Genomic DNA, 13010 nt, shown 5'->3' on the forward strand with positions numbered 1-13010 from the left:
TCGTCGGCCAGCAGGTCTCCGCCCCCGCGGCGCGCACGGCGCTGACCCGGCTCGCCGCCGACCTCGGCGAGACCGTCGAGCTCGCGGGCCGCCCCCGCACGCTCTTCCCGACGGCGGCGGTGATCGCCGAGCACGGGGCCGACGTGCTGCGGGGACCGGCCGCCCGGATCCGCACGATCATCGACGTGTGCGGCCGGCTCGCCTCCGGCGACCTCGTCGTCGCACCCGAGCGGGAGCGCGGCGAGCTGCGCTCCGAGCTGCTCGCGGTGCCGGGAATCGGCCCGTGGACGGCCGGATACCTCGCCATGCGCGTCACGCGGGAGCCCGACGAACTGCTGGTCTCCGACCTCGCGCTCCGGAACGGGGCGGCACGGCTCGGACTGCCCTCCGACGCGAAGGCGCTCGCCGCGCGCGGGACCGCCTGGGCGCCCTGGCGGAGCTACGCGTCGATGCACCTCTGGCGCATCGCGGCGTCCGCATTGTCGACGTGACGGAGCATCCCGCCCACTTCGTTGTACGTTCTGCACAGCGGGCTGGAGAGGGCGGCCGATAGCCTAGGTGAGTGAAGTTCGCGCACCTCCGAGTCGAAGGCCAGACGACCCCCCGACTCGCGGTGGTCCACGACGAGCGGGCGATGTTCCTCGACGAGGTGATGCCGGCGGCGCCGCGCGACCTTCAGGAGCTCATCGAGCGGGGCCCCGAGGCCCTCGCCGACGTGCGCGCGGTGGTCGACGCGGCCCTCGCGTCGGGGGCGCCGACCGTCCCGCTCTCCGACCTCCGCCACGAGTCGGCCGTGCTCCGGCCGTCGCAGGTGCTGGCGATCGGCGCGAACTACGCCGCACACGCGTCCGAGCTCAAGCTCCGGTCCGAATCGGCCATGACGATCTTCTCGCTGTGGCCGAACTCGCTGGCCGCGCACGGCGCGACGACCACGTGGGCGGGCGACGTCGCCACCCAGGTCGACTACGAGGCCGAGCTCGGCGTCATCATCGGCACGCCCGCGCGCGACGTCTCCCCGCAGGACGCGCTCGACCACGTGTGGGGCTACACGGTCGTGAACGACATCACGGCGCGCGACATCCAGTTCAGCGAGGCCCAGTGGTCGCGGTGCAAGTCCTTCGACGGCTTCACGCCGACCGGGCCGGTCGTCGTGACCGCCGACGAGATCCCCGACCCGCAGGACCTCTGGCTCACCACCAACCTCGACGGCCACATCCTCCAGGACGCCTCGACGAACGAGATGGTCCGAAGCGTGGCGGAGATCATCTCCTACCTCTCGAAGACGGCGACCATCCCCGCCGGCACGCTCATCTCGACCGGGAGCCCCGGCGGCGCCGGGTACTCGCGCAACCCGCAGGTCTTCCTCCACGACGGTTCGACCGTGACCGTGAGCATCGAGGGCATCGGCTCGCTCACCACGCACTGCCGCGTCATCTGACGCGAGGCGCATCGACGCGCGCCTCCCGGGCAGGCATGGCGTCGACGATGACGGATGCCTCGTGGCATCCGTCACCGCCGGAGCCGGCCGGGGCGGGCCCGGCCGCTGCGCTCAGTCGCTCGGCTCGCCCTTCAGCTCGACGACGTTGATCGCCTGCGTGATCGGGTGCACGCCCGACAGGCGCGACGGCATCAGCTGCCGGGTCACGTCCTCGCGGGTCATGAGCCCCGACTCGACGACGAGGTCGGCGACCGGCCGCCCCGTCGCGAGCGCAGACTTGGCGAGCTTGGCCGCCTCGGCGTAGCCGATGAACGGGATGAGCGCCGTGATCACGCCGACGCTCGAGGCGACCTGCGCCTCGAGGTGCTCGGTGTTCGGGGTGATCCCGTCGACGCAGTTCACGCGGAGGGTCCAGCACGCCTGGCGCATCCAGGTGATCGACTGCAGGAGCGAGTGCGCGATGACCGGCTCGAAGGCGTTGAGCTGGAGCTGGCCGTTCTCGGCGGCCATGGTGACCGTGACATCCGCCCCCGCGACCGCGTAGGCGACCTGGCTGACCGCCTCGGGGATCACGGGGTTCACCTTGCCCGGCATGATGCTCGAGCCCGCCTGCTTCGGCGGGAGGTGGATCTCGCCGAGGCCCGCCTGCGGGCCCGACGAGAGCAGCCGGAGGTCGTTGCAGATCTTCGAGAGCTTGATCGCACTGCGCTTCAGCGCGCTCGAGAAGGTCATGAAGACGCCGGTGTCGCTCGTCGCCTCGACGAGGTCGGGCGCCGTCTCGAGCCGCTGGCCCGTGATCTCGCTGAGGTGGCGCACGACCGCTGCGGCGTAGCCCGGATCGGCCGTGATGCCCGTGCCGACGGCGGTGCCGCCGAGGTTCACCTCGGAGAGCAGCTTGATCGTCTCGCGGAGGCGGGCGATGTCCTCGCCGAGCGTGGTGGCGAAGCCGTGGAACTCCTGGCCAAGGGTCATCGGCACCGCGTCCTGGAGCTGCGTGCGGCCGACCTTCAGCACCTCGTGGAACTCGCGGCCCTTGCGGCCGAACGAGATGCGGAGCAGGTCGAGCTCGGTGAGCATCGTCGTCAGCGACGCGGTCATCGCGAGCTTCAGCGCGGTCGGGTACGTGTCGTTCGTCGACTGGCTGCGGTTGACGTCGTCGATCGGGTGGATGAGGTCGTAGCGGGCCCGCGGGTAGCCCGCGATCTCCAGCGCGACGTTCGCGATGACCTCGTTCGCGTTCATGTTCGTCGAGGTGCCCGCACCGCCCTGGATGACGCCGACCACGAACTGGTCGTGGAACTCGCCGTCGATGATGCGCTGGCAGGCCTCGTCGATCCACGCCTGCTTGCGCGGCTCGAGGGCGCCGAGCTCCTTGTTCGCCCGGCATGCCGCCTGCTTCACCTGCGCGAGCGCGACGACGAGCTCGGGGTAGACGGAGATCGGGCGCTTCGAGATCGGGAAGTTCTGGAGCGCGCGCATCGTGTGCACGCCCCAGTAGGCGTCTGCGGGGACCTCGACCGAACCGAGCGAGTCGGTCTCGGTCCGCGTCTCTGTCGTGTTCGTGGGGATCACCTCGTCGTTCGATCGGACGCTCTCGACGGTGTTGGGATGCGGTCGGGTCATCGACACTTCGGCTCCATCGCCTCGGGGACGCGCGGGATCGCCGCGCTCGGTACGTTCCCGAGCCTACTCGCGGGCTCGCAGCGATACGTGCTGCAGCGTGTACGTTCCGTGCGCGTCGGCTGTACACGGCGTCCGAATCGTGCGTCGACTCGCCCGCCTCAGACGCCGGTGACCTCGAACAGGCGCCACTCCCCCGGGACGCCCTTCAGGACGTGCGCGCCGCGATCCTCGAACCCGATGCCCGACCCGACGACGAGGTCCTTGACCGTGCCCGACGCGAGGACCGCCCCGTCGCCCGCGAGGGACATGACGCGCGAGGCCAGGTGGACCGCGATCCCCGCGACGTCCTCGCCCTGGAACTCGACCTCGCCGCTGTGCACCCCCGCACGGATCTCGATGCCCAGCGAGCGCACCGCGGCGGCGATCTCCCACGCGCACCTGACCGCGCGGGCCGGACCGTCGAACAGGGCGAGGAACCCGTCGCCGGTCGACGAGACATGGGTTCCCCGGTAGCGCTCGATCCGCGACCGCACGAGGTCGTCGTGCGCGAGCTTGAGGTCGAGCCAGCGCTGGTCGCCGAGCCGCGCGGCGAGGTCGGTCGACCCCACGATGTCGGTGAACAGCACCGTCGCGAGCACGCGATCGTCGACGGGCGCCGGTCGATCGCCCGTGACGAACTCCTCGACCTCGTCGAGGAGCTGCTCCGCCTCCACGAACGGCGGGTACCAGGCCGCGCCCGGCAGCTCGACGAGGCGCGCAGCCGGGATGTGCTCGGCGAGGTAGCGGCCCATCGGGAGCCGGTAGTGCCGGTTCTGCGCCTTGTGCAGCACGAGCGTCGGAACCTGGATGCTCGGCAGCACCGAGCGGACGTCGAGCTGGAGCACCCACTCGTACATGCGGGTGGCCGCGGCCGGCGAGGCGGAGAGGCGCATGTACCGCCCGACCCAGCGCTGCAGCTGCGCGTCGTCGGCGACGTCGGGCGCGGTGAGCTGCAGCACGGCTCCCGTGCCCCAGTTGCGACGCCATTCGCCGAGCAGCAGCTCCGCCGTCGGCTCCGGGATGCCGATCGGGTAGTCCGGCGCACGCAGCAGTCGCGCGAACGTGTTCACGAGGACGAGCGAGTCCGTGCGCTGCGGGTGGCTGGCCGCGAGCATCATCGCCATCGGCCCGCCCTCGGCATCGCCGAGGAGGGTCGCGGAGCTCGAGCCGACGGCGTCGAGGACGACGCTCGCGTCGTCCATCCAGTGCTCCAGCGTGGGCAGCGCGCCCATCGCGACCGGGTCGGACAGGCCCGCTCCGCGCTTGTCGAAGCAGATGACCCGGGAGAACCGCGCGAGGCGCTCGAGGTACCGGGCCATCGACGGGTGCTCCCACATCACCTCGATGTTGCTCGCCCAGTTGCCGATGAACAGCAGGTCGCGGGGACCGCGTCCGAACGCCTGGTAGGCGATCGAGCCGTCATCGCCCTCGGCGTAGCGGGGCTCCGGCGCCGACCCCCACGTCGAGATGCGCGCTGCGTGCTCCGAGCCCATGGTCCCCCCACGCGTCAGGGTAGTCCCGACGCAGGGACCGGCACAGGCCCCATCGCGCCGGAGGCCCCCGACCGCCGGGTCGGGGGCCTCGATGCCGCCGCCCGCGCGGGCGGCGACCGATGCGATCAGACGAACGCGAGCGGCGCGAACGGCAGCAGCAGCAGGCCGAAGGCGAGGAACGCGAGCGTCGCGATGACGACGCCGGCGAGCATGACGCCGTTCAGCACGATGCCCCAGATCGCCATGGTGCGCGCCGACGGCTCGCGACGCAGCGCGAGGATGCCGAGCACGAGGCCGCCGACGGGCACCACGAACGTGAAGCCGGCGACGAACGAGACGAGGCCGAGCACGAGGCTCGACACCGCGAACCCGCGCGTCTCGACGTCGGTCGTCGACGCTGCGGGGGTGATGGTGGTCATGGGTGGGTTCTCCTTGTTCATCGGGATGATCCGAGGCTACGGATGCCGCGAGCCCCGCGACATGGGGCGAACCCCCGGATCGGCAGGGGCGATCGCCACCCCCGAGCGGGACGGCGGGAGCCCGGCCGACGCGCGCTCAGCCTGCGAGGAGCGCCTCCACGGGACCGCGCGCGAAGAAGACCACGAACCCGGCCGCGACGACCCAGAGCAACGGGCTGATCTCCTTCGCCCTGCCCGAGAGCGAGCGCACGACCACCCAGCTGACGAAGCCCGCGCCGATGCCGTTCGCGATCGAGTACGTGAGCGGCATGACGGCGACCGTGAGGAACACCGGCAGGAGCACGCTGAAGTCGCTGAAGTCGACCTCGCGGATCTGCGACATCATCAGGGCGCCGACGATGACGAGCGCGGCCGCGGCGACCTCGGAGGGCACGACGGAGGTCAGGGGCGTGAGGAACATCGCGATCAGGAACAGCGCGCCGGTCACGAGGTTCGCGAGGCCCGTTCGCGCGCCCTCGCCGATCCCCGAGCCGGACTCGATGAACACGGTGTTCGAGGAGCTCGACGTGAAGCCGCCCGCGACGGCGCCGACGCCCTCGACGACGAGCGCCGAGCGCAGGCGCGGGAACTCGCCCTTCGCGTCGGCGACGCCGGCCTCCTTCGACAGGCCCGTCATGGTGCCGAGCGCGTCGAAGAAGTTCGTGAACACGAGCGTGAAGACGAGCATGAGCGCGGCGAGCACGCCGATGCGCTCGAAGCTGCCGAAGCTCACCTGGCCGACGAGCGAGAGGTCGGGCAGGCTCACCCACTGCGCGGGCAGCTCGGGCACCGACAGTCCCCAGCCCTGCGGGTTCACCGACCCGTCGGCGCCCACCTTCGGGCCGAGGTCGAGGATCGCCTCGAGCACGATCGCGAGCACGGTCCCCGAGACCAGGCCGATCAGGATGCCGCCCCTGACCTTCCGGGCGACGAGCACGCCGGTCAGGAGCAGGGTGACGACGAAGACGACGGTCGGGATCGTGCCCACCGACCCGTCGACGCCGAGGCCGACCGGGGGCGAGGCCGCGCCGGTCGCGGTGACGAACCCGGCGTCGACGAACCCGATGAAGGCGATGAAGAGGCCGATGCCGACCGTGATCGCGAGCTTCAACGGCATCGGGACGGCCTCGAAGATGAGCCGCCGCAGGCCCGTCGCCGCGAGCAGCACGATGATGAGGCCGTTGACGACCACGAGCCCCATGGCCTCGGCCCACGTGACCTGGCCGACGACCGAGACGGCGAGGAACGAGTTGATGCCGAGGCCCGCGGCGAACGCGAACGGCAGGCGCGCCACGACGCCGAACAGGATCGTCATGACGCCGGCCGTGAGCGCGGTCACGGCCGCGACCTGCGCGAAGCCGAGGTTCTCGCCCGCGACATCCGTGCCGCTGGAGAGGATGATCGGGTTCAGGATGACGATGTACGCCATCGTGACGAACGTCACGATGCCGCCGCGGATCTCGGCGGGGATCGTCGAGCCCCGCCGGGTGATCTCGAAGTAGCGATCGAGCGCGCCGACAGTGCGGGGCTCCGCCTCGTCCGGGTGCTGGTCGGTGTCGGTTCGGGAGGTGGTCATGTCGTCCTGGGTGTCTCGTCGGGTGCGCGTACGCGCACGATCGGTGGAGCTCCGCCCGATCGAGCGGAGGCCGGGACGACGATGGCCCGAGGTACTGGGGCGGCTCAGCCGCCGTGGAGCGCGGGCACGATGAGGTAGATGCCGTAGAGCACGGCGATGCCGCTCAGGGCGAAGCACGCCCACGCGCCGACGACGGCCGCGCGCTTCCGGCCCTCCGTCAGCGGGCTCTTGCGCGCCGCCTTCGCGGCCCGCTTGGCGGCCCTGGCCGCCTCCTCGGGCGAGATCACCGTGATGGCGTCGGTGAACTCCGCGGGTGCGACGACCGGCGTGCGTCCGCCGATCGTGAGCAGGCGGATGCCGAGCGCATAGGCGCTCACGACGACGGTCGCGCCGACCAGCGAGGCCACGAGCACGATCACGAACGAGATCCAGTCGATCACGGGGCCACCTTCCGCTTCGGCTCGGGGCTTCGCTTGATCTTCACGGCGCGGCCCGAGTCCGCCACCTCGCTGAGGACGTTCCGGTGCGACACCTCGTCCCGGCGCGACCAGAGGAAGATCCCGCCGATGACCACCGCCGCCGCCACGGCGTCGATGAGGACCCCGACCACGCCCATCGTCGCGACGACCGCGGCGAGTGCGCCGACGCCGCCCGCGGCGGGCAGGGTCAGGATCCAGCCGATGCCGATGCGGCCGGCGGTGCGCCAGCGGACCTTCGACCCCCGGCGTCCGAGTCCGGAGCCGATGACCGACCCGGAGGCGACCTGCGTGGTCGAGAGCGCGAACCCGAGGTGGCTCGAGGCGAGGATGGTCGCCGCCGTCGCCGTCTCGGACGCGAAGCCCTGCGCGGGCTTGACGTCGGTGAGGCCCGTGCCGAGGGTCTTGATGATGCGCCATCCGCCCATGTACGTGCCGAGCGCGATCGCCACCGCGCACGTGACCACGACCCAGAACTCCGGGCCGGATCCGACGGGCTGCGCGCCGACCGAGATGAGCGTGAGGGTGATGACGCCCATGGTCTTCTGCGCGTCGTTGGTGCCGTGGGCGAGGGCGACGAGCGAGCTGGAGAAGATCTGCGCGTGGCGGAACCCGTCGCGGCCGTCGGGCCGGCCGTCGTAGCGCCTCGTGATCGCGTACGCGAGCTTGGTGGCCGCGAAGGCGACCAGTCCGGCCGTGAGCGGCGCGAGGAGCGCGGGAAGGATGATCTTCGACATCACGACGCCGCCGTCGATGGCCTGGATGCCGAAGCCCACGAGGGCGGCGCCGATCAGGCCGCCGAAGAGCGCGTGGCTCGACGACGAGGGCAGGCCGAGCAGCCACGTCACCATGTTCCAGGTGATGGCGCCGATGAGGCCGGCGAAGATGAGCTCCGGGGTGATGAAGACGCCGCCCTCGCCCTCGCGGATGAGACCGCCCGAGATGGTCTTGGCGACCTCGGTCGAGAGGAACGCGCCGATCAGGTTGAGGACCGCGGCGAGCGCCACGGCGATCTTCGGCCGGAGGGCGCCGGTCGCGATCGGGGTCGCCATGGCGTTCGCGGTGTCGTGGAAGCCGTTCGTGAAGTCGAAGAAGAGCGCCAGTGCGATGACCAGCACGACGATGAGGGTGAGGTCCACCGGCGTCTTTCTGTCGTCGGCGGACCGTGGTTCGCCGGATGTTCACGGAAGGAGGGTTGCGGAATCCGGCGAGCGCCGAGACCCGACGATCCTACGCGACGTGATCCGGCTCATCCACCACGGTCGCGAGGTCCTCGCCGAACACGTAGGTGCGACGCACCGTCGCACCCGCGAGCACGCCGGGGAGCCACCTGCGCGCGTCGTCCCACATCTCGGCGAGCGGCACCTCGTCGAGCGCGAACCACTCCGGGTCGAGTTCGTCGGAGGGCATCGGATCGCCGGCGAAGGTGCGGACGACGAACACGTTCGAGACCTGGCTCCACTCCTCGCGGTGCGGGAAGAGGTAGGTCAGGCGGCCTCGCGACTCGAGGTCGACGGCCGCGACCACGAGGCCCGACTCCTCCGCGACCTCCCGGACGGCGGCATCGGCGGCCGACTCCCCCGGCTCGAGCTTGCCGCCGAGGCCCACGTAGTTGCCGGCTCCGAGCCCGTGCTTCTTCCGACCCAGGAGCACCTCCGTGCGCCCGCCCGCCTCGCGGAGCACGTAGCAGACGCAGACCTCCGGCAACGGCATGGTTCAGCCGAAGAGGATCCGCGCCTCGTCGTAGCGCGACTGGGGCACGACGTTCAGCCCGCCCGTCGCGTCGGCGATCGACACCCGTTCGATGTCGGTGCCGCGGAGCGTGACCATGCTGCCCCACGCCCGATCGAGCGCGGCGTCGGCGGCCGCCATGCCGAGCCGGGTCGCGAGCACCCGGTCGTACGCGGACGGCGCACCGCCGCGCTGGATGTGGCCGAGCACGGTGTGCCGCGACTCGATGCCGGTGCGCTCCTCGATCATCGGCGACAGCTTCTCGGCGATGCCGCCGAGGCGCGGCCGGTTGAATGCGTCGAGGCCGAGGTGCGAGTGCGCCTCCTCCATGGTGTCGAGCTTGAAGCCCTCGGCGACCACGATGAGCGGTGCGCGACCGCGGTCGCGCACCGACTCCACGTACCCGCAGATCTCCTCGATGCCCATCGGCTGCTCGGGGATGAGGATCGCGTGGGCGCCGCCCGCCATGCCCGAGTGCAGTGCGATCCAGCCCACGTGGCGGCCCATGACCTCGAGCACGATCGCGCGGTTGTGCGACTCGGCGGTGGTCCGGAGGCGGTCGATGGCCTCGGTCGCGATCTCGACGGCCGTGTCGAAGCCGAACGAGTAGTCGGTCGCGGCGAGGTCGTTGTCGATGGTCTTGGGGACGCCGATCACGGGGATCCCGCCCTCGTCGAACAGCCGGCGCGCCGCGGTGAGCGTGCCCTCGCCGCCGATGGCGATGATGGCGTCGATGCCCTCCTCGTCGAGCATGCGGCCGATGTTCTCGGGCCCTCCCTGCTCGCCCTCGAACGGGTTGGTGCGGCTCGAGCCGAGGATCGTGCCGCCCTGCTTCGAGAGCCCGCGCACGTCGTGGCGCGTGATGGGCATGATGTCGCGCTCGACGACGCCGCGCCATCCCCAGCGGAACCCGACGAACTCCGCTTCGTGCGAGATGACGCCCTTGAGCACGGAACCGCGGATGACCGCGTTCAGTCCCGGACAGTCGCCGCCGCTCGTCAGAATGCCGATCTTCATGCCTGGTTGACTCCTCGTGAGGTGGACGTTCGCGGGGGTGCCGCATCGTCGAGGCGCGAACGTGGGGAGTCTAGCGGGGCACGCGGCATCCGGTCGCGTCGTGACCCTCCGTCGAGGCGGGCGAGACGACGGCGGATGCCGCGCGCCGACGCTACAGTGCGCCGTCCAACGCCTGCCGCAGCAGGTGCTGCAGCGCGTCCAGCTGCACCGAGTCGGCCGAGCCCGGCTCGACGTCGCTGCCGTCGAGCGCGCGGAGCGCGAGGCCCTGCTTCTGGTCGATGAGCTCGGCGATGCGCGCGTCGACCGTGTGCGCCGCGATGATGCGCCAGGCCGTCACGGGCTCGTCCTGGCCGATGCGGTGCACGCGGTCGATGGCCTGCGTCTGCTCGGCCGCGGTCCAGCTGAGCTCGGCGAGCACGACGTTCGAGGCAGACTGCAGGTTCACGCCGACGCCGGCGGCCGTGAGCGAGCACACCGCGATCGAGACGTCGGCCTCGGTGTTGAACGCGTCGATCGCCTGCTGGCGCGCGACGGCGGTCTGGTCGCCGCGGATGGACACCGTGCGGAGCTCCCGCGCCGCGAACGCGGCCTCGGCCTGGTCCATGACGTCGATGTGCTTGGCGAAGAAGACGACCTTGCCCGCCGAGCGGGCGAGCTGGGCGGCGTAGTCGGCCGCGAGGCCCGCCTTCGCCTGGCCGATGCGGCGGACCATGGTGAAGACGTTCTCGCCGGACTTCGACGACTTCGACTCCTCGAGCTCGGACAGCGCCACCGCGCGGATGTACTGGTCGCGTTCGAGCTCGTCGAGGTCGCCGACGCGGAGCTTCCTGGACTCGACGAGCGCGCGGAAGCGACTCGCGAGCCGGTTGCCGAGCTCGCGCTCGGCGGCGCGGATCGAGCGGCCGAGTTCGTCGTCGAGCTCCACGTGGAGGTCGGCGATGCGCTTGTCGGGAAGGTCTGCGGCCACGTCGACCTTGCGGCGTCGGACGATCCCGAGGTCGATGACCGTGCGGCGCGCCTCGGCGTAGAACCCGGGCTCGGCCGGCGTCAGCCCGGTCTCCTCGAGCTTGCCCAGGAGCTCGGGCGAGGGCCTGTCGCCGGCGATCCAGCCCAGGAACTGCCAGATCGCGCGGAAGTCGTCGACGTCGTTGATGAGCGGCGTGCCGGTCAGCGCGAGCAGCAGCGGGTCGCCGCCCGGCGTGTTCGCGCGGATGCGCTCCGCGAGCGCGAGCACGTTGCGCGAGCGCTGCGACTGCAGGTTCTTGATGAAGTGCGCCTCGTCGACGACCATTCCGCGGAAGCCCATCGTGGACAGCCAGGTCATGTGCCGGTCGAGGATGTCGTAGTTCACGACGACGACGTCGGCGAACGCGTCGACCGTGTCGCCGTCGCCGTGGATGACGGTGGCGCGGCGATGCGGCGTCCACTGCTCGACCTCGCGCGCCCAGTTCATCTTGACCACGTTCGGGACGACCGCGAGCAGCGGGTAGGCGTCGGCCACGGATGCCGCGAGCACGGACTGGGCGGTCTTGCCGAGGCCCGGCTCGTCCGCGAGCAGGAACGTGCGGTGGCCGTCGCGCGCCGACTCGATGAAGCGCGCCTGATGCGGCATGAGCTCGAGCCCGCGCGGCGCGAGCCGGTCGACGGCGGGCGCCTCGGGCAGGTCCATCGACGCGGCCTGGCCGCCCGAGCCCGACTCGAACGACTTGAAGAGCGGACCGAGCAGTTCCCAGTTCGCGAGCCTGCGGACGGGAACGACGTGGTGGTCGCCGCGGCTGAAGTCCGGTGGCAGGAACGGGTTCGCGAGCTGCCGGGCCTTCACGGACGGCGGGACGACCTGGTTCACCGCGACCTCGGGGGCCGGGGCGGGCTCGCGGACGATGATGAGCTCGTCATCGCTGAGCTCGGCGCCCGACTCGAGCAGCCAGTCGCGACGGAACCGCTGCGCGACCGTCGAGATCGACGCATCCGGTTCGAGCAGCGAGATGAGGCTCGTGTCGCGGGCCGCGGTCTTCGCGAGGATCTGCGCGATGCCGTCGAGCCGCTTGAGCAGCTCGGAACGGGCGCCGTCGGCGAGGTCGGCGTCGGCCTTCACCCGCGCGCGCTCCTCGCGCATGAGCAGCGCGATGACCTGGAACTTGGTGCGGTTGGTGGGGCCCAGCTTGTTCTTCTGGGCCTTCTGCTCGACCTCGCGGACCTTGCGCGCGAGGATCGGGATGATGGGCGCGTCGTCGTCACGCGAACGCGTGCGCTGCCGCTGCCTCGTCTGGGCCAATGGTCCTCCCCTGTCTGGGCCCGATGCGATCCGGCGCTCGGGACCACGGGCGGGTGGTCGGCACCGGCTGACGGGATCGGACGTCGAGGCCGTCGCGGTGCGCCGGATCCGGAAGGGCCGAGCATGGCGGAGCGAGTTCCCCCAGCCGTCGGTCCATGGAGGGATCCGTCGAGCGCCTCGGTCATTCTACGCGCCGTGGCGCGATCGGCGCGAATGCGCGCGGTCGGGGCGACCGGCGCAACGGGACCTCGGCCCTGTCGGAGGGTCGCCCACGGGGCTACGCTCGTGCCATGGACGAGTCGACGGGGGTCGGCGGAGGCATCGCCGACGATCACGAGTTCCAGGTCGCGCAGGACGGCGAGCTCCCGCCCGAGCCCGAACCCGACGAGGACGAGGACGAGCGGCCGGTCGGCGAGGACTCGGACGACGTGGTCGGCATCGACGAGGAGCGCCGCGTGGTGCTGCCCGACGAGCGCGCTCCCGCTGACGACGAGGAGTGAGCCGGCGGGTCAGACGCCGCCGCCGCCTCCTCCGCCTCCGCCGCCGCCGGAGGAGCCGCCACCGCTCGAGCCGCCCGACGACGAGCTCGACGACGAGCCCGACCAGCTCGTGCTCGACACGCTGCTGAACGAGCTCACGCTGGCGGCGAAGTATCCCGCGTGGAACCCGCTCCGTCCCGAGTACCAGTCGGGCTCCCGTTGCTGCTGCGCGTAGAGCGCGGCGAGGACCTGGCTCCACTCGCGCTCCATCCCGAAGAGCACCGAGTACGGCAGGAGGCGCTCGTTGAGGCGCAGCACCGCCTCGGGGTCGGGCGTCCCGTCCGCGCGGATCGGCCGGCTCCCGACCGGCGCGGGCCGCCCGGTCGGCAACGCGCCCGGAGGCGG

12 protein-coding genes and 1 pseudogene are annotated in these 13010 nt (G+C 71.6%); 3 read left to right on the forward strand and 10 right to left on the reverse strand.

Annotation, left to right across the window (positions count from 1 at the left end):
* Positions 1-491: DNA-3-methyladenine glycosylase family protein (locus tag ESO86_RS18550; RefSeq protein WP_165307305.1), on the forward strand; the 491-nt coding region annotated here is incomplete at its 5' end.
* 71 nt (positions 492-562) lie between these two features.
* Complete coding sequence (locus ESO86_RS04170; protein ID WP_242492194.1) at positions 563-1438, forward strand: fumarylacetoacetate hydrolase family protein; 876 nt, start codon at positions 563-565, stop codon at positions 1436-1438.
* A gap of 111 nt (positions 1439-1549) precedes the next feature.
* On the opposite strand, the gene ESO86_RS04175 is transcribed toward ESO86_RS04170, so the two are convergent.
* From ESO86_RS04175 to ESO86_RS04215, 9 genes are all read right to left on the reverse strand, one after another.
* On the reverse strand, positions 1550-3061 hold the full coding sequence (locus ESO86_RS04175; protein WP_129233623.1) for an aspartate ammonia-lyase: 1512 nt from the start codon (positions 3059-3061) through the stop codon (positions 1550-1552).
* Between the two features lie 158 nt (positions 3062-3219).
* Entirely contained in the window at positions 3220-4593 is a 1374-nt protein-coding gene (locus tag ESO86_RS04180) for an adenylate/guanylate cyclase domain-containing protein (RefSeq protein WP_129233624.1), read from the reverse strand.
* A 125-nt stretch (positions 4594-4718) separates the two neighbouring features.
* The gene (locus ESO86_RS04185; RefSeq protein ID WP_129233625.1) at positions 4719-5012 is read right to left on the reverse strand and encodes a hypothetical protein; all 294 of its coding nucleotides are present in this window, start codon (positions 5010-5012) and stop codon (positions 4719-4721) included.
* Positions 5013-5148: 136 nt separating this feature from the next.
* Positions 5149-6627: an NCS2 family permease gene (locus ESO86_RS04190; RefSeq protein WP_129233626.1), complete on the reverse strand. Its 1479-nt coding sequence runs from the start codon at positions 6625-6627 to the stop codon at positions 5149-5151.
* 104 nt (positions 6628-6731) lie between these two features.
* Positions 6732-7067 carry a peptidase gene (locus ESO86_RS04195; RefSeq protein ID WP_129233627.1) on the reverse strand — a complete coding sequence of 112 codons (336 nt, stop codon included), beginning with the start codon at positions 7065-7067 and terminating at the stop codon, positions 6732-6734.
* Positions 7064-8242 carry an inorganic phosphate transporter gene (locus ESO86_RS04200; protein ID WP_129233628.1) on the reverse strand — a complete coding sequence of 393 codons (1179 nt, stop codon included), beginning with the start codon at positions 8240-8242 and terminating at the stop codon, positions 7064-7066. The genes ESO86_RS04195 and ESO86_RS04200 overlap by 4 nt, the downstream gene beginning before the upstream one ends.
* Before the next feature lie 91 nt (positions 8243-8333).
* Positions 8334-8816 (reverse strand): 8-oxo-dGTP diphosphatase, encoded by a 483-nt coding sequence (locus ESO86_RS04205; protein WP_129233629.1) that lies wholly within the window; start codon positions 8814-8816, stop codon positions 8334-8336.
* Between the two features lie 3 nt (positions 8817-8819).
* Positions 8820-9851 (reverse strand): 6-phosphofructokinase, encoded by a 1032-nt coding sequence (locus ESO86_RS04210; protein WP_129233630.1) that lies wholly within the window; start codon positions 9849-9851, stop codon positions 8820-8822.
* Between the two features lie 151 nt (positions 9852-10002).
* The gene (locus ESO86_RS04215) at positions 10003-12126 is read right to left on the reverse strand and encodes a DEAD/DEAH box helicase (protein ID WP_129233631.1); all 2124 of its coding nucleotides are present in this window, start codon (positions 12124-12126) and stop codon (positions 10003-10005) included.
* A 290-nt stretch (positions 12127-12416) separates the two neighbouring features.
* On the opposite strand from ESO86_RS04215, the gene ESO86_RS04220 reads away from it, so the two are divergent.
* The gene (locus ESO86_RS04220; protein WP_129233632.1) at positions 12417-12626 is read left to right on the forward strand and encodes a hypothetical protein; all 210 of its coding nucleotides are present in this window, start codon (positions 12417-12419) and stop codon (positions 12624-12626) included.
* Positions 12627-12635: 9 nt separating this feature from the next.
* Here ESO86_RS04220 and ESO86_RS18555 read toward each other — a convergent pair.
* Positions 12636-13010 (reverse strand): annotated as a pseudogene (locus tag ESO86_RS18555) (hypothetical protein); the annotation flags it as partial.

It is taken from the genome of Agromyces binzhouensis (assembly GCF_004135055.1).
In the GTDB taxonomy this organism is placed as follows: Bacteria; Actinomycetota; Actinomycetes; order Actinomycetales; family Microbacteriaceae; genus Agromyces; species Agromyces binzhouensis.